Source organism: Pseudomonas sp. HN8-3, from assembly GCF_020790195.1.
GTDB classification, from domain to species: Bacteria; Pseudomonadota; Gammaproteobacteria; order Pseudomonadales; family Pseudomonadaceae; genus Aquipseudomonas; species Aquipseudomonas synxantha_A.
The window spans coordinates 3,861,596-3,882,638 of record NZ_CP086206.1 but is presented as its reverse complement, the minus strand read 5'-3'; the positions used below and the strand labels follow the sequence as shown (position 1 = coordinate 3,882,638).

Below are 21,043 nucleotides of genomic sequence, written 5' to 3'. Positions count from 1 at the left end.
ATGTGCTGGATCGCATTGATACCCGCCGCCATTGGATTGGCCGGCAGCATGATGCAGGCCCAGGGCCAGAAGCAAAACGCCCAGTTCCAGTCTGGGATGATGGAACAGAACGCCGCGTTCAAAAACCAGACCGCTAACGAAACGATCAACGCCGGCAACACCTCGGCGGATTGGCAGCGCGTGCGCACCGGCCAGGCCGTCGGTACCCAGCGCAGTGTGCAGGCCGCCAACGGGATCGACGTGAACAGCGGCAGTTCTGCCCAGTTGCAAGACGACACCGCCATGCTCGGCGAACTGGACGCCCTGACTATCCAGAACAACGCCGCCCGCGAGGCTTACGGTTACCGCGTGCATGCCAAGCAAGACCTGCTCAACGCCAACCAGACCGTTCAGAACGGCAAGACCGCCGCTATGGGCTCCATCCTGGGCGGCATTGGCGGTGCATTCGGTTCGTTCGCGGGGGCTCGCTAATGCCACGAGTACCGACATACGACACGGCGCAGGTCCAGCAGCAGCCAACCCGGCCCGTCCAGTTGCAGGGCGTTGCGCCTGATACCACCTCGATTGCCCAGGGCTTGCAGAGCTTTCAGCGTGGCGCGGAAATCCTGGCCAACAAGTCCAGGGAACAGGCTGATACCGCCTCGATCATGGATGCTGATCGCAAGCTGACCGAGTGGCAGCAGAACACCATGTTCAACCCGGAAGGCGGCGTGTACACGCGTAAGGGCGGGGCTGCGCTCGATATCACCAACCAGACGCTGGGCCAGTTCGAAGAGGCCCAGGCCAAGATTGCCGAGACGCTGACCAGTGAGCAGCAGAAAGCGCGGTATGCACAGATTGTCACCAGCCGCCGTAACTCACTATCCAACGAACTGAACAAATACGAGTTCGCCCAACGGGAACAGCATTACGACGACACGGCCGAAGGGCAGCGCCGGAGTGCCATCCAGGGCGCCGCCCTGTACGCCAACGACCCGCAACAGCTCGCCTACTACCAAGCCAAGATGAATGTGGTGGAAGGAGCTGAGGCTCAGCGCAAGGGCCTTCCGCCTGAACTTGCTGAACAGAAACGCCTGGAGGCGAACACCAGACTTAATGCGGCAGTGATTGAACAACTGGCTGCGCGTGACCCGATGAAGGCAAAGCAATACTTCATGGACAACGCTGTCAGCATGACCGCCGACGCGCAGCTCCGGGCGGCCTCAATGCTCAAGCCGCTTATTGATCGCCAGGTTGGTGTCAGTGTGGGCAGCCAGGCCGTGCAGGATGTCAGCAGCCAGGATAACCGGGTATTTGCTTCAATCCTGCAGGCGGAAAGCGGAGGCAAGCAGTTTGACCGCAACGGCCAGCCGATGACGTCCAGCCGCGGCGCCATTGGTACCGCTCAGATCATGCCCAGCACCGGGCCAGAAGCGGCAAAGCTTGCCGGTGTTGAATGGGACGAGAACCGCTTTCGCAATGATCCGGACTACAACCGTCAGCTCGGCCAAGCCTATTTCCAGAAGCTGACCAACGATTTCAAGTCGCCAGCGCTGGCCGTGGCCGCCTACAACGCTGGCCCAGGCATGGTTAACGACTGGATCAACGGCACCAACACCACCGGAAAGAACGCAAGCAAGCTCAAGCTGGGTGACCCGCGCACCGGTGAAATCAGCCAGGCCGAGTTCCTGGACAAGATCCCATTCAAAGAAACCCGCGAATACACCGAAAAGGTGCTGGGCAAGGCATTGCATACCCAGGAACCCAGCTTTGGCCAGGTAGCACAGGCCATTGATGCGCGTGACGATCTGACCGCCGACCAGAAGTCTATTGCGTTGAAAGCCGCCAAGCAGCGCATTGACTGGCAAGCCGAACAGCGTAAGCAACAGGATGCGCAGAACCTGGAATCCGCATGGGATGTGGTGTTGCAGGGCAATAGCTGGGACACGATCCCGGCCGCCACCTGGGCCGCGCTGCCCGCCGAAGGCCGCAAGCAGATCATGGATTACAAGCCAGGCCGCCCAACAGACCAGGAGGCCTATTACCGGGCTCGCGACGAGATTGTCAGCGGCAACGAGCTGAATCTATTGGGGATGCGCGCCAAGCTTTCCGACACCGACTTCCAGGAGTTGACGAAGCTTCAGCAGGATCGGCGCGAGAAGGGCGCCGAGGCCACATCGTCAATTGGCAGCAATGACGATATTTTCAAGGAAGCCCTGCGCAATGCCGGCATTGACCCCAATGCAAAGGCCGGGAAGTCCGACGCCAAGTCTGTGGCTGCTGCACGCCGATACGTCGACACGCAGATCCGCGCCCTGGAACAGGACCAAGGCAAGAAGGCCACCCCCGACCAGGTGCAGAAGGTCGTAGACCGGGCATTCATCCAGGGTGATGTGCCTGGCTCCGGCTTCATGGGGATGTTCTCGTCCAAGAAGCGAGCCTTCGAACGTGAGCCCGGCGATCAGGTGATTGTCCGGGACATCAAGCAAATTCCAGCAGATGAACACCAGCAGATCGTCGAAGCGCTCAAGCGCCATGGCCGCGTGCCCAATGACGCCGACATTCTGAAACTGTTCAATGAGGCCAATCAATGAATTGCTACGACGAAATTCTCACCAGCACCGGTGAGCAGGCCGCGGCCGAGCCAAACAAATACGACGCAGTGATTCAGCGCCAGCGCGACCTGCCGAACCCGCGCAACACCTTGAGCTATGTCGCTGACACAAACCCCGATGAGCAGGCGAACATCCAGCGCCTGGCCGAACTGACCGGGCTGGCGCCGGAAATGGTCTCGCGCAACCGCCCGGAGATTGAGCGCAAAGCGAAGCTTGACGCCGTGGACTATGACGCGCTGCTAAGCCGTGCGCCGGTTACCAACCAGTTTTTGACCGATCCGAATAACGCCGGCGTGGCCCACGACGATATCGACGGCCTGTCGAACGTAGAGGGGGCTTTCGACAGCTTCGTCAAAGAGTCGGGTCAGCAGCACTCCACCGGCACCTTGGATGCGCTTTCCCGTGGCGTTGGGCAGCTCGGATTGATCGGTGAGGCCGGCGCGAACCTGCTGGACCGTTCTCTTTCCTCGGTTGGCGGGTTCTTCGTCAACATGCTGGCCCCTCAAAGCGCCCTCGATCGCAACGGTACCGATGAGCCCAACTACACCGGACAGACTGACAACAACGTCGTCAGCGCTGTTGAGGGATACATGGCCATGCCTCGGGATCAGCGCATTGCCTTCGCTGGCCAGGTGTTTGATCAGGCCCGCGCTGGCGGTGCTGGCTTTGGTAGTGCGGCAGCAGATACCGGCATGTACGCATTGCGCAACCCCGGGCTCATCGGTAGCGCACTGACCGAGGCGTTGCCAAGTCTAGTCGCCGGTGGCGGGCTGGGCGGGCTTGCAGCGCAACCAGCGAAGAACTTTGCTGTCAGCCGACTGGCCAGCACCTTCGCCCAGCGCGCCGCAGAGAAGGCCATTGTTGTGGGTGGCGTGAACTTCGGCGCCGGCGTTGCTGGTGGTGCCGGTGAAAACCTGGCCGAGGGTTTCAAGAAAACCGGCGATATCGACCAGTCCTACGCCTACAGCCTTAAGCGCACGTTGGCCGAAGCCTCTGTAAACGCCCTGGGTGGGATGTTACCCATTCCATTTGCTGGGCGCGGCATTGGCGGGAAGCTTGGCAACGTCGCCGCCGAAGGTGCGGCACAGGCGGCGGGTGGTGCTGGTGGTGCAGCAGCAGGCGCCGCCGCCGTGGGCGAAGAGGCGAGCGGGGGAGAGATGTTTCTGAACGCCGCCCTGGGCCTGGCCACCGCACCGGTTGACGTGGCGATTGCCGGCGCCAGCTCTGGCCGGCGGTACTGGCAGATCGAGCAAGACCTGGCCGCAGTCCAGCGCCTGGGCGATATGGCGAAAAGCTCCAAGATGTTCCAGCGCTCGCCACAGCGCGCCGAGGCTTTGATTGCGCGCTTGAAGGAGCAGGCCGGCGGGAACGTCGAAAACATCCTGGTCCCGGCTGAACAGTTCCAGCGTTATTTTCAAGAAAACAACCTTGACCCTGAACAGTTCGCCACGGCGGCCACCGGCAACGCTGGGGCCCTGGGCGAGGCCCTGACCCTGGGCGGCGACATCTCTATCCCGCTGGAAAAGTGGGCGTCCGTTATCGCAAAGGATGGTCACCATCGGGGGTTGGAGCAGGACATGCGCGCCACTCCTGATGCAATGACCCTGCGCGAGTTGGCCGAATTTCAGCAGCGTGTTCCGGAAGAACTGGACCGCCTGCGCGACCGCGTTGAACAGGACACTGTTGCAGCTTCGGACCGCCGTGTATTTGAGGACGTGCGCGGGCAGTTGCTGGGCATTGGACGAGAAGCACAGACTGCCGACCGTGAGGCATCGTTGTATCAATCGGCGTTCCGGTCCCTGGGCGAGCGTTCCGGCATTGATCCCTACGACCTGTTCAATCAGTACCAGTTGCGTGTTGGTCGGGACATTCCTGAAGTGCTGCGCAGTCCGGCAAGCGCTGATCAGCTGGATTTGATGCTGGACCGGCTGCGAACCGGTGATATTCCGGACGACGCCACAGTCAACGGGCCGTCGCTGATCGACTTCATCCGTGAGCGCGGCGGGATCAACGACGAGGGCGGCGAGCTGGCTGCCCGTGATGCCGACGTGGGGCGTCGTGGTGCCAATCGTATCGCCAGGAAGGGGGGGCGCAGCCTCGACGATATGGCGACCCAGGCCGCCGAAGCGGGTTATTTCGGCAATGCCGCAACCGCAACGCCCGATATGCTGTTGGCCTCACTCGACAAGGAGTTGCGCGGCCATCGCCAGTCAGCGCCCGGAAACCTTAATCAGGAACAGTTCAACGCCCGGGCGACTCTGGACGACCTGCAGCGCGCTATTGATCAATCAGGCCTCGACCTGAATGCACTGGATAACGCGGCCGTGCGCAAGGCGTTGCTGGGCGATGACGCCGTTCGGTTTGATCAGACAGAAGACGGTGCCCGTGGGTTTATCCAGTTCGGCGCTGACCGCAAGTTCAATATCAAGCTGACCGACAAGGCCAACCTGTCCACGTTCCTGCATGAAACCGGGCATTTTTACCTGGAAGTGATGGGCGATCTGGCAGCACGCGCCGATGTGCCGGACCAGGTAAAGCAGGATTACCAGACGGTCCTTGATTGGTTCGGCGTAAAAGATCGATCCGGCGTTAAGGTTGATCAGCACGAACAGTTTGCCCGTGGCTTTGAGGCATATCTGCGCGAAGGCAAGGCGCCCAGCGCTGCATTGCAGTCGGCTTTTTCCCGATTCAAGGCTTGGTTGACCCAAATCTACCGGGATGCCAGCCGCCTTAACGTTCAGCTCAATGACGACGTGCGCCGGGTGTTCGACCGACTGCTGGCCACCGATGACGAAATCGCCGTAGCCCAGGCCCCGTACCGCAGCCTGTTCACCGACGCGCAAACGGCCGGCATGTCGCCCGCCGAGTTCGACGCCTACCGCGCAACTGCCGACAAAGCAGGCCAGGCCGCCGAAGAACGTCTTACCGCCGAAGCACTGCATGAGCTGACCCGCGAGCAGCAGAAGTGGTGGAAGGAAGCCCGCGGCGTTATGCAGGAAGCGGTGACCAAGGAAGTCGATGCCCAACCCGTTTACCGCGTACAGGATCTGTTGCGCAAAGGGCTGCAAACCGATGGCACCGTGGGGGCGCCGGTCAAGCTGTCCCGTGGTCCGCTGGTTGAACGTTATGGCAAGCCAGTAGTGTCCCGCCTGCGCGGCATGACCAGTGAAGATGGGATTCACCCCGATATCGTCGCCGAGCAGTTCGGTTACACCTCGGGCGATGAAATGGTTCAGGCCCTGGTGGGGGCCCGTGGCCGCAAAGAACTGATCCAGGCTGAAACCGACGCCAGGATGCGCGCCGAGTATGCCGACATGCTCAACGACGGCTCACTGGCTGACCGCGCCATTGATGCGGTGCACAACGATGACCGGGCCCAGGTCGTGCGGGAAGAGCTGCGCGCCATTGACCGCCTGCGCCGCCAGGTGGAGAAAGTCCAGCGGGCACAGGATGGCAATTCCCGCGCCTTGCGCGAAGACGCCTACAGCGCCATCCCATCCCTGAAAGATATCCGCGCTATTTCCAAGCAGGTGATCGCTGACAAGGTAGTGCGCGATATCCAGCCACACCTGTACTTGAACGCCGAACGCAAGGCGAACCGTGACGCCTTCAACTTCGCCACCAAAAACCGCTGGCAGGAAGCCGCCGCGGCCAAGCAGCGAGAGTTGTTGAACCACTACCTGTACCGGGAGGCGACTGCCGCCCGCAAGGAAGAGGAAAAGATTTACACCGTCATGCGCCGCTTCGAAAAGCCTTCGACGCGTGAACGCATCGGCAAGGCTGGCGCCAGCTACCTGGAGCAGATCGAGGGCCTGCTTGATCAGTATGAATTCCGCAAGGTCAGCGGCCCGCAGGTAGAACGCCGTCGTAGCCTGGCCCAGTTCGTCAGCGAGCAGGAAGCCGCCGGCAATGTCGTGACCGTCCCGCAGCACCTGATTGAACAGAGCGCCCGGGTTAACTACCGAGACCTGACCTTTGAAGAACTGAATGGCGTGCGTGACGCGGTGGTGAACATCGAACACCTGGCCAAGTTGAAAAACAAACTGCTGAACAGCAAGTACAAACGAGATTATGAGCAGGCCCGTAGTGACCTTATCCGCTCCCTCAATGAAAACGTGCCTGTTGATGCGCGAAAGGTCGCCACCTCCGAAAGCAGCGAAACCACCGCCGATAAGGCTTTTGGTGCACTGGCCGGGCTCGATGCCTCGCTTACCCGTATGGAAAACGTGATCAACCGCCTGGACGGCAAGAACACCAGCGGCCCCTGGCATGAACTGGTGTGGAACCCACTGGCCGAAGCCCAGGCCAACGAGCGCACGCTATTCAAAAATGGCATTCGCTCCATTGTTGAGCGCTTTGCCGGTATGGATTCCAAGCGTCTGGCCGACCGCTTCTATATAGCCAGCGCTGGGAAGTCGTTCAATCGCCGTGAAATCCTGATGCACGCACTCAACACCGGTAACGAGTCGAACCGTACCAAGCTGCTCAAGGGCAACAAGCTGAATGACGCGGCACTGGCCGACATGCTGGGGCGCCTGGACAAGCAGGATTGGGACCTGGTGCAGTCGGTGTGGGATTCCTTTGACAATCTCTGGCCTGACATCGCCGCGATGTACAAACGTCTGTCAGGCGTGGCGCCGCCGCGCATTGAGCCAAAGCCGGTCAGCACGGCGTTCGGTGAATACCGTGGCGGCTACTTCCCGATCATGTACGACCGCAAGCGGGCAGGGGCCCCGCCGGCGGCTGTGGGTGGCGAGCTGTTCAATGAGGGTTTCGAGGGGGCGCTACCGTCCAACGGGTTCACCAACCAGCGTAACGACAACGCCAGCGGCCCGCTGTTGTTGGACCTGAGCGCTATTCCGCAGCGTCTGGCTCAGCACGTCCACGACCTGACGCACCGCGAGGCATTGCAGGACGCTCACCGCCTGACCAAAGACCCGCAGATAAGGGCGGTGCTGATCGACAAGCTGGGGCCGCGTGGCGCTGATTCGTTCTTGCCGTGGTTGAAGGCGATAGCCAATGACCGCAACCCGCCAGAAACAGGCAACTTCAACCGGTTCCTCGACGCGGCCAGGACGAATACGTCCATCGTCGGCCTGGGCCTTTCCAGTACCACGCTGCTGGCCCAGGTAGGCGGCTTGATTCCTGGGCTGCTGTATGTGAAACCCCAGCTTCTTGCAAAAAGCCTGCTCGATGGCATCCGGTCACCTGTCGAAACGTACCGGATGATCACCGACGCTTCCCCGGCAATGCGCCTGCGCTGGGATACCGAGGATGGCCGCCTTGCTTCCAGCATGGCCGACCTCATCGGCAAGAACGCATTTTTCCGCAAGCGTGACGACCTGGTCCGGTTCTCGTTCAACCTGCTGGGTTACCTGGACCGTGGGATTTCCGGCGCGATCTGGATGGCCAGCTATCGCGAAGGGCTGGCGGCCGGTAAGGACTCGGCGGCGGCGGCGCTCGATGGCGACAAGGCTGTACGCCTTTCGCAGGGCGGCACCGGGGCAATGGATATTGCAGCCATCCAGCGCAAGGACCAGGGCGCCGCCATGCGCCTGCTGACGATGTTCTACACGCCGTTCAGCGCCTACTACAACCAGAACCGAGACCTTGCCTTTGAGGCCAAGCAGGGTTCGCGCACGGTGGCCAGCGCCGCCGCCGCCATACTGGCTGTGGCGTTCTTCCAGGGTGTGGTGGGCGATCTGCTCACCGGCAAGGGGCCCGACGAAGATGAGAACACTGCCGCCTGGATGGCAAAAAGTACGCTCGGGTTTGGCGTGTCCGGATTCCCCGTTATCCGCGACACCCTCGGGGCCGCCCTCAGTGGTCACGCGGGCTCACTGTCTCCAGCCTGGCAAGCGATCAATGCCGGCCGGCAAGCAGGTGCGGCAGTTGCTGGGCTGGCTACTGGTGAAAAGGAAGCTGGAGCAGCGGCCAAGTCTGTCGTCACCGCCGGCGGCTACCTGCTTGGCGTGCCTACCAAACCATTAACCCGCCAGGGCTCATACCTCTACAACGTCGCAGTGGGCGAGGAAACCCCCGAAGACGCGGCCGAGTTCATCAAGGCCCTGTTACACGGCGCCCCGAAAAAATAACAGCGAAGCACCCCACCGAATCCCGCCATTGAGCGGGATTTTTTTTGCCCCCAGGAAAGGAGTCACACCCGTGACCGTCAGCACAATAGGCAGCGTTGCAGAGTTCGATACCAACGGGGTAACCACCAACTACCCGTTTTATTTCAAGTTCCTGGCCAATGAGGATCTGGTTGTCACCTATGTGAATCCGGCCGGTGTCAGTTCCGTTCTCACGCTCGGCACGAACTACACCGTCAACGGCGCAGGCAATGAGCAGGGCGGGAGCATCGTCACTACGTCGGCGCTCGCCAGCCCTGGGCAGTTGATTGTCTCCAGGGAAATGGATGCCTTCCAACAGACCAGCCTGCGCAATCAGGGGAAGTTCCTGGCGGAAACGCATGAGGATGTATTCGACAAGCTGACCATGCTGATACAGCAGGGTTTCAGCATCTTCAAGCGCGCTCTTACACGTCCTTTTGGGCGTGACTATTTCTACGCGGAGAACAGGCGGATCACGGACGTAAAAGATCCGGTTGAGCCACAGGATGCGGTGACCAGAAAATGGTCCTTGGTGTTCCTCGGCGACCTAGTATCTGCCATCCAGGGCCCAATCAATAATGCTCTCAATATCTTCTATCGAGCGCCGGATCTGACGGCGCATGTTGTACAGGATCTTTCCGGGTCTGAAGGTGCAAATTTGATTGGTGATGGGGCCGGGACGGTCAAGGACACATTGAACAGTCTCGCGGCCGAGGATGTGGCTCTACAGGAGAATATTGATGCTGTAAGCCTGGCTGCAGATACCGGTAATTTCGGTAAGAACGTTATGTTCTCCAAGGTCAGGGCACGCATTTTTGCCGGTGCTCCGTTCATGCATGTCCTGGGCGACTCGATATCGCACGGTGCGTTCGCTGACGACTGGTATCGCAACGGCTGGGTAAATCTATTCAAGCGTATGCTCAACGTTGAGCTGGGAACCTACAGTTACGGTGTGACGCCGCTATTGCCTTTCACTAACCCGGTGACAGGTGCATCAAATGCGGACATCCATGATGTGCTGATTGGGGCGCATTGGTTGCTGTACGACACAATACCCGACGTGCCTACCGGGGCGTCGTGGGTCACTGCAACAGCGAGCGCACAGATCGATATCACTGTCCCAACCTTTCAGGATGTAGCGGTGATCTATTACGCGCAAAATCCGTCTGGTGGCAGCTTCGAAATCTTGATCAACGGTACGCCGTTGACCACCATTAATACCGATGCTGCGACTCGCAATCCATTTGTAGGCTATGGATTTGTTCTCACGGATAACGGCTTAGGTTCTTGCAAGATTACCATTCGGACGACTTCCACGGCGGAGGTGGAAATAACCGGTATCGGATACTACAAAACTGCTAGTCAAGCGGTACTGCAGAACATGTCGCAAAGCGGTAGAAAACTAATCAACACCAGTCAAGCGTGTGTGCAAAAGTTAATGGGCGAATCGGCACTTTTCGTGATGGCTCTGGGGGTGAATGACTTCTACGATCATCAGAATGATGATGTGAAGTTCGCCGCGTTCACTCAGGTCATTGACTGGTTGATTCAGTATGCCAACCAGTACGAAGTCCCCGTGGTTGTCCCCGATTTCGTCTGGTACGTAGGTCCTGAGAATAGAACGCGGGCGCAACTTCGACGTCTGGCTACCCAGACCAAGGGGGTGTACATCCCTTTTCCTGATTTCTTCATGAAAACCAGTATTGCGCCGAATTCGGCGTATTTGATTGAAACCCTTAACTTATTCACCAACGACCTGCACCCGAACGTCGCCGGGCATAAGCTCATCGCTGAAACGATCGCCAAGAAGATAGGGCTGTCTGTGTCCTCCAAAAAGCAGGTTTTGGACTATCACGACTGGTGGTTTCCCCTGGCACTGAACCCTGCGTCGGGTGTAACCAATAAATCGACGGGCGCGTCGTTTACCTCTGCCATCAAGAATCAGGGTGGACAGATTTTGGTAAGACTAAATCTTACCGGGTTGGTTGGGGCGGTAACGAAGGGCGTTGCGCTTGGTTACCCATCCAGGGCGGGAGTCCAATTCGATATACCTTCCACGACTCAACTGTCGCCCACAAATGCTGGAGTAAGCCAAGGTGTCTGCATTTTCAACGCTGCAGGAGTTTCAGTAATCACGAACGCGCAAAATGCGACGGCGGATCACCAGCTGTTCTTCTCGGTTCCTCGATCTTAGTAAAAACAGTGGCTGGCGCTCTGATAGCCAACTGTTGGAGTAAGCCAGCCCGCGCAGCGATATTTTCCCGCCATGTGTGGCTCGTTTTCTGCCCTGGATACCCTCCACAAACCACCGTTTGAGGATCCAGAGATTTCGGACTTCTAAGCATGGGACACGGGATGGTAGCTTTACGGCTATGCTGAGGAGCGACTGAACATGCGGAGTTTTATAAAATGAAGATTTTTGAAGTTTTGATTCCAGGAAGTTTTCTTGATGATAGCCAAGGGTATTCAAAAGATAGTGCAACAATTTTTCATTTGTTGAGACTTGCTTTTCATGAGGCCAACTTGGCAGTTGAGCTTTATTCTGAGAGCAACGACTGGAGGCGAAACGGGAAAGATAGCTCGTTAAAGGAGCAAGATCGAGAAGGTCGTGAAAGGATAGATGCACAATATAAAGACCTAGGCTCCAACGGATTAGAAGCGCGTCATGATCGAGATTTTGAGGTTGAACGCCTTTATAAGATTGAGCAGTGGGGAGCTGGACGCGTTCCCCTAGAGTTTAAGACGGCAAAAACAGCGATATACTCCAAGGCTTTTGTTTCTGCATTAGACTCGATCGGAAAGCTAATTCGCGCGCTGTCGAAAGAAGATGGCGCTCCGCAGAGCCTTATAGCAATAGTAGATGAGTTTTACGCGGGAATCCCTGGGTTGGTAGCGTTGAGAAATTCTATACAACATGTTGAAGATAGAGCTGTTGGTATTTTTTCACCAAAGGCAAAGCACGATGAAGTTTCATCAAGATATTTTTCATCTTTTGCAGGTGACACCTTTTTTGCAACAGGTAGAAAAGGAGGTAATGATGGCGTAAATATTTCTTTGGGAACTTTAGAATTCACTTTGTACATTATAGACAGGGTGGTTGCCTCTTATCATTGGGTTGCGCAAAAGCAGCACTGGCCGTCGCTAGATCCTTGGTATAGATAGAATTAATTTTTGACGGGGAATGAGGCTTGCTATTATACCGGATTGACCTAATTGTTGGCTCTGCTCTTTGAGGGGGTTATCCGGTCGCATGTTCAGATAACCCGCATTTCACAGCGTAACAGATGAGCACACATTCTAAAGATGCGGATAGGGCAACATGGGCGTACGCCGCGCGTCAGGGGGGTCGTACGGTGAGCCTGTAGCTAAGATTTGCGGGGACTCGTGAATCTCCGTTCAAAATCGTTAGGCGTCGTTTGCAAGCCAGATTTTTTTCCACAATTAGCCCGTGGCCAACGAGACTGCCAAACGCGAGAAAGAACAAGCCCGTCAACAAGCAATCAACGAGGTGATTAAAGATGGCCAACAAATTATCGATAAGGTCACTGCTGCTGCCGAGCGCGCCTCTCGTAGCGGTTTGCAGCTCACCGTCGACGACCTTGCCCGTCGCCTCGCAGCCATTCCTGCATTGCCTTCGCAAGCCAGGCAGCTTCCCACGCAGTCATGGTGCTTGCCGACGTGTTCAAGCGCGCTGACAGCCGAGCGGGATATCTGGCGGCAGATGCTGATCAAAGCCGGAGCCATGGAGTGACATGCGAGCAGGCGTTTAATGGTCTTTGAAGGCAATTGCTCTGAAATAGCACTGATAGCTTGGAGTTGGTAAGTTTTTGAGGCAAGCTCGCCTGCGGTAGACGGGCCTCAAAACAATTTTTTTCGCTGTTCATGGTGCAGGTGAAATTGAAAAACGACCAGTATCTATGGGTGCACTATGTAAAGGCTATAGCCATTTCTATGGTTGTAATATTACATGCCGCTGCGCCATATCTTTACCAGCTTGGCGAAATATCGCGCAGCGACTGGAATGCAGCAAATATTTATGACTCATTCGTGCGCCCGTGTGTGCCGTTGTTTTTTATGGCTTCTGGATTTTTGCTTTTAAGGAAAAGCGAACCAATCGCTGAGTTTTTTGCTAAGCGTATAAGTAGGGTTGTGTGGCCGCTAGTTTTTTGGTCTGTGGTCTATGTTCTCTGGAAAGTTTATTATCAAGGATCGCGGTATAGTGACTTTGGGAACTTCGGTAAGTTTATTTTTTCTCCGGTCAGTTACCACTTGTGGTATCTCTATGCAATCATTGGCTGTTATTTATTTTTGCCATTACTTAGAAGTGTGGCAGCTGAGAGAAATGATTCGCTTCTGATGTATTATTGCGTTCTTTGGTTTTTTGTTATGACAATGTCGCCATTGGTTGAGCGGTATTTTGGAGTTAAATGGCAGTTCGATTTTTCTTATGCTTCTGGTTACATTGGGTATTTTGTTCTCGGGTACTTACTTGGTAAGAGAGAGTACAAGGCTTTGCATGCTATAGCTGCACTATTGTCGATATTTGTTTGTTCTGCGGTAATCGCATATATGACTTGTGTATTGACGGTTGCCAATAACAATATTTTTGTTGGTGATTTTTATGGCTACCTGTCCCCGTTGGTCGTTATTGCGTCAGCGTCTTGGTTCGTTTTGATTAAGTTTACGTCTGGATTGTCTGTTTTCTATGCGTTGAAACGTTTGGACGGTCTGGTGGTTTCTGTCAGTTCGTGCAGCTTCGGCATATATTTGATTCATGTGATTTTTATAGATTTATGCGGCGACGCTTCAAAAGCATGGCTGCCATCAATTGCTAATGCATCGGCTGTTTATATCCCGTCGTTATCAGTAATAGTCTTTATCGCGTCATACCTAGCTATTTTATTGATTGGGAGGGTGAAAGTTCTGAGGCCAGCTATTGGGGTGTAGGGTCGTTGCTGAAGGCATACCACTATGCGGGTTCGTAGTGATGCTCATGTCAGAGGTGGGGGGCTTAGAAAGTCTCGCCCTTTCTGACGGATTGCCACTTCCAGAATTCTGAGGGCTGCGTGGTTCGGAGCTGTCGTGCTTTCTACCCATGCCTCATACCCGCGCACGTCGATCAACACCCTACCATCCGGAGCATGTCGCCAGACTAGGTCCTTAGTCCAAGTCCTGTCAGATATCTTGGCTCGAATTGCAGCTTCTGTGTATCCGCTCTCGGCCGAAAATTGCCTCACCGTTTTGTAATTGACCATATAAGTACTCCTGATCAATAGCCGACGCTTTTCAGGGTAGGCGGCACCCGACGCTTCCTTCCAGGCCTTTTAGGCTTGGTCTGGATATTGCCATCCCTACAATCGACTAGAAACTGCATGACATCCGACTTAAGCCAGCAAATTCTATTTCCCATTTTGAAGCTTTTAGGAATCCAGGCAGCCCCTCCCTGAAGGCCTGATCGGATTGAGGACTCACTTCGGCCAAGCATTTTCGCCATATCTGGTATGTAGATTATTTCGCATTGATCGATCATGCGGCCCTACCTTTTCTATTTATAAGCGTTTCGCTGTAGTCGTGCTATGCCCCGTTTCCCCGCTCTTGCTTCATCTGACGCTCTGCAGCGTAGGTGGCGGCTGTCTCTTTCTTCCCACCCTGGTAGGTTTGTTCTCTACCTTGCCATCTCTGCAGTTGGTCAAAAACTGCATTACGTCTGCTCTCAACCAGCAATGTCGGATACCCATCTTGAAACCTTTCGGTAACCACGCTACGCCACGGCGAATTCCTTCTCTGACCGACGCCTCAGTTCGACCCAATATTCGCGCCAGATCTGCAACGTAGATCACTTTTGAATACTCGCTCATTCCGTCCTCCAGGTGTTTAGCCTACGTATCAGCGTTGCAGCTTCAGCCGTGCTAGGCCCTGTTGGATGTGCCCGGCGTTCTCGCCGATCGTTTCCAGGGCGCCACGTACGTTATTCCCTGCCTCAGCATTGCCTTGTCCTTCGACGAACAAGGTCAGCTCCATCAGGGCAGCCTCTAGTGCGAGCTGGTTCTCGTATATTCGTTCGAGCATATCGGGGAGGGAGTAGGGGGAGGGCATAGTTTCGTCTCCAATTGAGGGTCTAGAGAGCGTAGACCACGAAATTGAAGGCAAAGAAAAGCCCGCGATGGGGGATAGCGGGCTTAAAGGGTTTCACAAGGAGCTGAAATAACCATAAACGCTTGAATGTGAAGAGTACGTGAAAGTGTCCGGTCGTTCCCCCAGCTCGCTCCACAAGGCAGTGGAGCACGTAGACCTTTTCTTCATGCAAGCCTCGTCACTTGATAAACCAACAACCGATTGCACATGCTGTACCGATAAAGCCGGTCAACGGCTGTGTGAAAACAAGAGTATTTAATGCGTCTTCAGACCTGCGAGCGCTGTTCGCCATCATCCCGGCAACGAAAGACAGGCCAATAAAAATCGCAATGGTCCACCAGCCAAAGACGTATGCAGATCGCCATATCAGCGACGCGAAGGCAGGTACAGCAATCACCCCGAAAAAAACGCCAATGGTTCCCGAATGCCCAAACTTTTGAGAAGTACCCAGCACTATCAGACAGAAAAAACCTATGACAATCACTGCTCCAATTAACATCAATCGCGCTCCCTTTGTTTACGGGCGACTCATACCATACGGTGACGCTACACGGCGCGACCACTGATTTCAACGCCGTGCATGCTCAACGAATTGTCGCCATCACCGACGATGGGGAGAACGGACTGATCGCGCTGCGTGCGTGCCAGGCGTACGTCAGGGCTATTGTGCGCTGATCGGTTGAATCAGCTCAGGGCCCTTGTTGCGCACGTTGCCCACAGCAGTATCGACCTTGAACCACTCGAACACCTCAGAAGGTTCACCCTGGTGCAGTACCATCTGCTCGGCTCGCTCCTTGGGCGTGGCTGGATCCAACCATTCCCGGGCCAGGTCCGGCGTCAGCACCACGGGCCTCCGGTCATGAATGTCCACCATGCCCCCGGCACTATCGGCGGTAATGATCACAAAGCCGTCGTGCTCGCCTGGGCCTTCATCAGCATCTGGTAGCTGGCCGATGGCGGCACAGAATATCGGTGCGCCATCACGCCGGCGGATGAGGTAGGGCTGCTTCTTAGGGCCGCCTTCATCCACCCACTCAAACCAGTTGTCGATTGGAGTGATCGCCCGGTGCGGCCAGATCGCCCTGAAGAACGGACCATGCGCCACTTTTTCCACGCGTGCGTTGATAGGTGCTGCCCGGTCTTTCGCCCAGTGCGGCCGCCATCCCCAGCGTACCGGATCAGCTTGGAGCAACTCTCCCTGCAGATGCAGCAGTGCCACCGCGGTTGTCGGTGCCACGTTGTACCGTTCAATTGGTTGATCGCCCACGGAGTTCGCCAGTGCATTGGGCATACTCAGTGCTGCAACGAATTCGTGGATTCCTCGGTACTGTGAAAGTCTCCCGCACATAAGCATCTCCGCTCGTCGGCGCCGATGAACAGCCGGTCCCCGGCCAATCTCTACACTGTAGACACTGGCCCAAGGTATTCGTCATGGCGACCAACATTGAACAGGTGAACGCAATGGAGGCGTGGTTTGCACTCCGCAATGATCCCGCCTTCATATCGGCCACACCTGAGGAGCGCTACGAATCGCGGCTGGCCCTGGCGGACGACTTGAAGCAGCAGGGCCTGATAGATGAGGGTGAGTGGCGGGAGCTGACGGAAGAGGCGGTCGCCGCATACGCAGATGAATTGGTCTGACGCGCCCGCTTGTCAGATATCTCTTACACCAAATTGACCGCAAGCCATCTGCGCTATTAACTGTACATTCGTACAGTGTCTGTAAAAGGCTGCGTCATGAGTTTCTCAATTTTAGGTCCTATCGCCGAGGGTGGCACGAAGCTGCCCTTTTGCTCTTTTCGGGTGCCCGCCGGCTTTCCATCGCCGGCGGCCGATCACATCGAGCAGCACATCTCATTGGATGAGGTCCTAAATATCAGGGCGCCGCACGTCTATCTCATCGCGATTACTGGCGAAAGTATGCAAGGGGCGGGAATTTTTGAGGGAGACTTGGCAGTTGTGGACCGGTCAATTGAGCCGGTCCACGGGCACATCGTTGTCGCTCTCTTGAATAATGATCCTGTATGCAAGCGACTTTGCAAACGTGGGAAAGAGGTGATTCTTTTATCTGAAAACCCGAAATACCCAGCGCGGTATGTCCTAGAGGGTGATGAGCTATCGATCTGGGGCGTGATCACCAGCACAGTGCGTAGTCATGTCTAAATCGCCTGTATTCGCACTTGTCGATTGCAACCGTTTCTACGCTAGCTGTGAGCGCGTGTTTCGCCCGGATCTGGCGCGCGTACCAATCGTTGTCTTGAGTAACAACGATGGCTGTGTCATTGCGCGTAGCTATGAAGCCTCTCCATTCGTCAAAATGGGCGAACCGTATTTTCAGATTAAGCACAAGCTCAGACAGCACGGGATTGTGGCCTTCTCGTCGAATTACGCGCTGTACGGGGATATGAGCCAGCGCGTAATGAGCGTGATTGAATCGCTGGTGCCGGCCGTAGAGGTGTATTCGATTGATGAAGCATTTGCAGACCTGACCGGTATCGCCGGTTTGGACGCTCTGGGCCGACAGATCCGTGCCCAGGTGCTCCGATGTACCGGCATTCCGGTTGGTGTAGGTATTGCTCATACAAAGACTTTGGCCAAGCTGGCCAACCACACGGCAAAGCGACTGCAAGCTCAGACCGGTGGCGTGGTGAACATCACCGATCCGGTCAAGCGCGATTGGGTGCTGCGTAATACTGACGTCTGCGAAGTGTGGGGCGTAGGCCGCAAAATGAAGCTCCACCTCGACGCCATGGGCATAAAGTCAGCGATGGACCTGGCCAAGGCAGATCCTTGGACGCTCCGTAAGAAATTCAGCGTAGTGATCGAAAAGACGGCGCGGGAGCTGGCCGGCACATCGTGTCTGGAACTTGACGAGCCCGACCCGCCCAAGCAAGAAATATGCTGCAGCCGGATGTTCGGCAAACGGCTGACCGATCTGCCGCCGATCAAGGAGGCGGTGGCCACCTACATGATGCGCGCCTCAGAAAAGCTTCGAGCCCAAAACTCACTTTGTAAAAAGGTCCGCGTCTGCATCCGCACAGGCATGTTCAACCCCGAGGAGGCGAAGTATGCCAACGGCGTGGTGGTGGATATGCCGTACCCCACCGATGACGTGCGCCTGCTCACGAAAGTCGCCGTCGATGCGCTCGACAGGATTTTCCGGCCGGGTTTCAAATACAGCAAGGCCGAGGTAATGCTGCTCAACCTGTGTCAGCCAGGCGAATACACCGATGATCTTTTTGCAATATCGCAGCCGACCGAAGCAACCCAGGTTATGACGGTCCTTGATCAGATTAACGAGAGGTGGGGAAGGGGAGCGCTTCGTTCTGCTAGCGTGCCCACCAATCCCGACTGGGGTATGCGTCGGGAGATGATGAGCCAGAGTTACACCACCAAGCTGGACCAGCTTTGGGCTGTAGCCTGCAAGTAGCTGTTATTCAGGACTCATCAGTACCGCCAGAGTCAGTTTGATGAACTCCTCGTTATCGTCGATGGCTTGAAGAGCGCCGCGAACATTTTCTGCTACCTCGGCGGAGCCACGCTGCTCCACCCAGTTGGACAATTCCAGGATGGACGCTTCGAGGGCGAGTTGGTTTTCGTAGAGCTTAGAAAGCAGGGAAGGGAGTAGATCTGAATTCGGCATTGGTGTTCCTCCGGAGAGTGAACAGCGTAGTAGTGCGTGTATTTTTTGGGTAGTTGTGTTTTTTCGGCAGGACGCCGGGGAGGGGAGGTAGAGTGCTGGCTAAGTCTGCGCAAAACCTACGCTACAGGTCACGGTTTATCGTTTGCATAAGCACAAAAAGAAGGATTATTTGCCACTAGGCATAAGGTAGATATTCCTTTTAAAACAATAGGTTATTTTTCTACAGTCCCCAGCATGGGGTGCTAGGGGTCGAGTGTTCGAATCACTCCGTCCCGACCATATTATTCAATGACTTAGCCCAATCTGAAAAGATTGGGCTTTTTCATGTCTGAAAAATACCCCCTACCGCGCCGTGGGCCGTTATGGGCCCGAGAGCCTGTTTCACCTTTGTGATCTGCCGGTGGGGTACAGCGAACATGCAATCGCTACGACACTCCCCTGAAATGACTGGCGTGACGTCGATAGGCGTTGTCGCGTGCATGTCGATAAGCCACTAGCACACCTGCCCTAATTGATCCTTGCACGAACCCGGCAGTAGAGTTTGAAGCGCAAGCCAATGTATTAACGATGGGAAGGGGAGTGAAGATGACTATAAAAAAATACGTCTATATGACGGCTGCAGCCTGCCTGTTAGCGACCTCAAGTGCGCATGCGTCTTTCGCCACCAGTTGCCAGGATTCTCAGCCGTGGTACCACTTCAGCATGATTGAGGCAGCAACCTGTTTGCTCTCTGGTCAATGGTAATCGGGTCGCCCCCGCTGCGGTTCGGCGGGGGAGAGCCCCAGTGATCCCGCTCAAGTCGTGCCTTTCGGGCATTGCCCTCGATTGCGCTGACTTGACTCATCAACATTTGCTTAAAACAGCTCGCTGCCTCACCTGGCCTGACGCTGCGAGCGAACCGTTGCGCCTGTGATCATGTCTGTGCGAATGGCCGACGGTTGCCCGGCGTTGTTGCGTGCATAACTGCATAACGTGACCGGCAGCTCTGCTATATCAAGGAATATGCCGTCCATGGCCAAGGTGTAGCGATCGTCGTCAATATCGCCACAGATGGTGCTGATCGCCGAGTTCACGCTGTAGTAATAATGCTGGCTAAAACCGTCCTGCTGGTTTTCCCAGGCGATGTGATAGCGGTGCTTGAGCTGCGGTGCCGGTGCCGGGTTGGTCAGGAATACCGAATGGGTGAACGCATTGCGCAGCAGCGCTTCGGTCAGCGGCTGTTCGGCCGTTTGCACCCCGAGTATGCATAACACATGCGGCCCCAGCACTGGACCGATGGGCTGGTTGATGTAGGCCTCGTCAGAAGCGGCAGCGACTTGGTAGCCGTGTGTGCGTGCGCAATCGCTGATGTGATTCACGGCTTTGAATCGGTAGAACGGTTCCTGGATCGAGAACCTCAGGTTCCAAGTCGGACGGGTAATTTGGTCGGTGGCGTCACGTTTTAAATGCACATAGGGCTTCAGGTTCCACGGCTCATCCAGCGTGATTTCAACCGCCTTGAGCTGACAGGTTGGGGTGTCGTTACGGAAAACACCGTCTACAAAGCAGTAGTACAAGTCGTTGACGGGGTAGCTGTAGTTGAATTTGGCGGCTTCGCACGCCGAGTTGTTCTGGCAGCTATTGAGAATGTCTTTCTGAATGGCAGACGCGACCTTGCTGATGATGCTGGTGATTTCATTGGTGTTCCGGTCCAGCATCGGACTGCCGGAGCTGCCTGGGCGCAGACCGTTGCAGCGGTTGCGCAAGGCGCTGGGGAACACGCCGGGATGTTCGGCAAAACTGTTGAGGGTCGATTCCACGCAGGCGCTCATGCGTAGGCCCTTTTTCAGAAAGCCAGTCGGCGCTCCCACGTTGATCACCTCTCGATCCGATGTCTGACGCTGGGAGGCCAGCTTGAGTGGCATGATCGCCTTGGCCACCAGCACCGCCAGTGACGTATCCAGTTCGAGCACGGCCAGGTCAGTGCCCGCCATGCTGCTCCAATGCGCCGTCTTGACGGCGTAGGTGATACGCCGTTCGGGTGTGTCATGAAAGTAGTTGAAGGTCACGTCGGCGGTGAGCGCCTGGTGGACGCGCGCTGTACCGTAGCTGTAGAACACACAATGCCCGGCGGTCAGCACATAAGCCGGCCCGATGGCCTTACCTTGGCGATTGCGCGTGTCGAGCAGAACGGCATTGCAGGTCTGGCCTAAGGCGTTTTCCAGTGAACCGATGCCGGTCCATTGCGGATAACGGTGGTTTTTATTTTCAAGGGCCACAGACGGTGACTGCTCGGTAAGGCCCTCGGCCAGATCTCTGGCATGGCTCGGCCAGACAGTGCTGAGCAACAGGAAATACAGGAAGATGCAGGCGGTGTGAGGAAGTGCCATAAGGGGCCTCGACAAGGAAGTCATTGATTGGCTGAAACTACTCAATCAGGCCAAGGCGGATGACATACAGGGCTACTGCGTGAGCCCTTGGCGGGATCCTCAGTCGCCGTTATGGCTGCTGGTGCTGGCGTCCTTACGCCCAACACTGTCTCGGGATCTTCCGTTCGTCCAAAGTTCGGCACTCCCTGT

General features: G+C 56.1%; 16 protein-coding genes and 1 pseudogene. 11 read left to right on the top strand and 6 right to left on the bottom strand.

The features are described from left to right. From LJX92_RS17070 to LJX92_RS17040, 7 genes are all read left to right on the top strand, one after another. A complete protein-coding gene (locus tag LJX92_RS17070; protein ID WP_228308675.1) occupies nucleotides 1-471 on the top strand; it encodes a hypothetical protein in 471 nt (156 codons plus the stop codon). Further along, nucleotides 471-2,573, top strand: a complete 2,103-nt coding sequence (locus LJX92_RS17065) for a transglycosylase SLT domain-containing protein (protein ID WP_228308673.1) — start codon at nucleotides 471-473, stop codon at nucleotides 2,571-2,573. Before LJX92_RS17070 ends, LJX92_RS17065 begins: the two co-directional genes overlap by 1 nt. Next, complete coding sequence (locus tag LJX92_RS17060; protein WP_228308671.1) at nucleotides 2,570-8,689, top strand: hypothetical protein; 6,120 nt, start codon at nucleotides 2,570-2,572, stop codon at nucleotides 8,687-8,689. The genes LJX92_RS17065 and LJX92_RS17060 overlap by 4 nt, the downstream gene beginning before the upstream one ends. Before the next feature lie 70 nt (nucleotides 8,690-8,759). Beyond that, the gene (locus tag LJX92_RS17055; protein WP_228308670.1) at nucleotides 8,760-10,901 is read left to right on the top strand and encodes a hypothetical protein; all 2,142 of its coding nucleotides are present in this window, start codon (nucleotides 8,760-8,762) and stop codon (nucleotides 10,899-10,901) included. A 215-nt stretch (nucleotides 10,902-11,116) separates the two neighbouring features. Beyond that, entirely contained in the window at nucleotides 11,117-11,869 is a 753-nt protein-coding gene (locus tag LJX92_RS17050) for a hypothetical protein (protein WP_228308669.1), read from the top strand. 501 nt (nucleotides 11,870-12,370) lie between these two features. After that, nucleotides 12,371-12,487 (top strand): DUF2514 family protein, encoded by a 117-nt coding sequence (locus LJX92_RS17045; RefSeq protein ID WP_228308668.1) that lies wholly within the window; start codon nucleotides 12,371-12,373, stop codon nucleotides 12,485-12,487. A gap of 117 nt (nucleotides 12,488-12,604) precedes the next feature. Continuing rightward, the gene (locus LJX92_RS17040; protein ID WP_228308667.1) at nucleotides 12,605-13,654 is read left to right on the top strand and encodes an acyltransferase; all 1,050 of its coding nucleotides are present in this window, start codon (nucleotides 12,605-12,607) and stop codon (nucleotides 13,652-13,654) included. 322 nt (nucleotides 13,655-13,976) lie between these two features. Here the strand turns inward: LJX92_RS17040 and LJX92_RS17035 are convergent, their stop codons facing one another. From LJX92_RS17035 to LJX92_RS17025, 3 genes are all read right to left on the bottom strand, one after another. After that, nucleotides 13,977-14,237, bottom strand: a complete 261-nt coding sequence (locus tag LJX92_RS17035; protein WP_228308666.1) for a helix-turn-helix transcriptional regulator — start codon at nucleotides 14,235-14,237, stop codon at nucleotides 13,977-13,979. Nucleotides 14,238-14,593: 356 nt separating this feature from the next. Next, nucleotides 14,594-14,803 carry a hypothetical protein gene (locus LJX92_RS17030; protein ID WP_228308665.1) on the bottom strand — a complete coding sequence of 70 codons (210 nt, stop codon included), beginning with the start codon at nucleotides 14,801-14,803 and terminating at the stop codon, nucleotides 14,594-14,596. Between the two features lie 217 nt (nucleotides 14,804-15,020). Next, nucleotides 15,021-15,341, bottom strand: a complete 321-nt coding sequence (locus LJX92_RS17025; protein WP_228308664.1) for a hypothetical protein — start codon at nucleotides 15,339-15,341, stop codon at nucleotides 15,021-15,023. Between the two features lie 77 nt (nucleotides 15,342-15,418). Here LJX92_RS17025 and LJX92_RS17020 point away from each other — a divergent pair. Beyond that, nucleotides 15,419-15,517 (top strand): annotated as a pseudogene (locus LJX92_RS17020) (lysis protein); the annotation flags it as partial. On the opposite strand, the gene LJX92_RS17015 reads toward LJX92_RS17020, so the two are convergent. Next, nucleotides 15,504-16,190, bottom strand: a complete 687-nt coding sequence (locus LJX92_RS17015) for an SOS response-associated peptidase family protein (protein WP_228308663.1) — start codon at nucleotides 16,188-16,190, stop codon at nucleotides 15,504-15,506. The pseudogene LJX92_RS17020 and the gene LJX92_RS17015 overlap by 14 nt on opposite strands. 83 nt (nucleotides 16,191-16,273) lie before the next feature. Between LJX92_RS17015 and LJX92_RS17010 the strand changes: the two genes are divergently transcribed. The 3 genes from LJX92_RS17010 (at nucleotide 16,274) to umuC (ending at nucleotide 18,272) form a co-directional block, all read left to right on the top strand. Further along, nucleotides 16,274-16,483, top strand: coding sequence for a hypothetical protein (locus tag LJX92_RS17010; protein WP_194438138.1), 210 nt, complete (start codon nucleotides 16,274-16,276; stop codon nucleotides 16,481-16,483). Nucleotides 16,484-16,579: 96 nt separating this feature from the next. Next, nucleotides 16,580-17,005 carry a LexA family protein gene (locus tag LJX92_RS17005; protein ID WP_032880717.1) on the top strand — a complete coding sequence of 142 codons (426 nt, stop codon included), beginning with the start codon at nucleotides 16,580-16,582 and terminating at the stop codon, nucleotides 17,003-17,005. Next, nucleotides 16,998-18,272, top strand: coding sequence for a translesion error-prone DNA polymerase V subunit UmuC (gene umuC / locus LJX92_RS17000; RefSeq protein ID WP_228308662.1), 1,275 nt, complete (start codon nucleotides 16,998-17,000; stop codon nucleotides 18,270-18,272). The genes LJX92_RS17005 and umuC overlap by 8 nt, the downstream gene beginning before the upstream one ends. Before the next feature lie 3 nt (nucleotides 18,273-18,275). Here umuC and LJX92_RS16995 read toward each other — a convergent pair whose 3' ends face one another. Then, the gene (locus LJX92_RS16995) at nucleotides 18,276-18,485 is read right to left on the bottom strand and encodes a hypothetical protein (protein WP_228308661.1); all 210 of its coding nucleotides are present in this window, start codon (nucleotides 18,483-18,485) and stop codon (nucleotides 18,276-18,278) included. 872 nt (nucleotides 18,486-19,357) lie between these two features. Then, a complete protein-coding gene (locus LJX92_RS16990; RefSeq protein WP_050549407.1) occupies nucleotides 19,358-20,854 on the bottom strand; it encodes a trypsin-like serine peptidase in 1,497 nt (498 codons plus the stop codon). Nucleotides 20,855-21,043 lie beyond the last annotated feature (189 nt).

Excerpts from the sequence above, each read along its gene's own strand:
- LJX92_RS17070 (WP_228308675.1), top strand. The coding sequence starts at position 1 with ATGTGCTGGATCGCATTGATACCCGCCGCCATTGGATTGGCCGGCAGC.
- LJX92_RS17065 (WP_228308673.1), top strand. The coding sequence starts at position 471 with ATGCCACGAGTACCGACATACGACACGGCGCAGGTCCAGCAGCAGCCA.
- LJX92_RS17060 (WP_228308671.1), top strand. The coding sequence starts at position 2,570 with ATGAATTGCTACGACGAAATTCTCACCAGCACCGGTGAGCAGGCCGCG.
- LJX92_RS17050 (WP_228308669.1), top strand. The coding sequence starts at position 11,117 with ATGAAGATTTTTGAAGTTTTGATTCCAGGAAGTTTTCTTGATGATAGC.
- LJX92_RS17045 (WP_228308668.1), top strand. The coding sequence starts at position 12,371 with ATGGTGCTTGCCGACGTGTTCAAGCGCGCTGACAGCCGAGCGGGATAT.
- LJX92_RS17035 (WP_228308666.1), bottom strand. The coding sequence starts at position 14,237 with ATGATCGATCAATGCGAAATAATCTACATACCAGATATGGCGAAAATG.
- LJX92_RS17030 (WP_228308665.1), bottom strand. The coding sequence starts at position 14,803 with ATGCCCTCCCCCTACTCCCTCCCCGATATGCTCGAACGAATATACGAG.
- LJX92_RS17025 (WP_228308664.1), bottom strand. The coding sequence starts at position 15,341 with ATGTTAATTGGAGCAGTGATTGTCATAGGTTTTTTCTGTCTGATAGTG.
- LJX92_RS17015 (WP_228308663.1), bottom strand. The coding sequence starts at position 16,190 with ATGTGCGGGAGACTTTCACAGTACCGAGGAATCCACGAATTCGTTGCA.
- LJX92_RS17010 (WP_194438138.1), top strand. The coding sequence starts at position 16,274 with ATGGCGACCAACATTGAACAGGTGAACGCAATGGAGGCGTGGTTTGCA.
- LJX92_RS17005 (WP_032880717.1), top strand. The coding sequence starts at position 16,580 with ATGAGTTTCTCAATTTTAGGTCCTATCGCCGAGGGTGGCACGAAGCTG.
- umuC (WP_228308662.1), top strand. The coding sequence starts at position 16,998 with ATGTCTAAATCGCCTGTATTCGCACTTGTCGATTGCAACCGTTTCTAC.
- LJX92_RS16995 (WP_228308661.1), bottom strand. The coding sequence starts at position 18,485 with ATGCCGAATTCAGATCTACTCCCTTCCCTGCTTTCTAAGCTCTACGAA.
- LJX92_RS16990 (WP_050549407.1), bottom strand. The coding sequence starts at position 20,854 with ATGGCACTTCCTCACACCGCCTGCATCTTCCTGTATTTCCTGTTGCTC.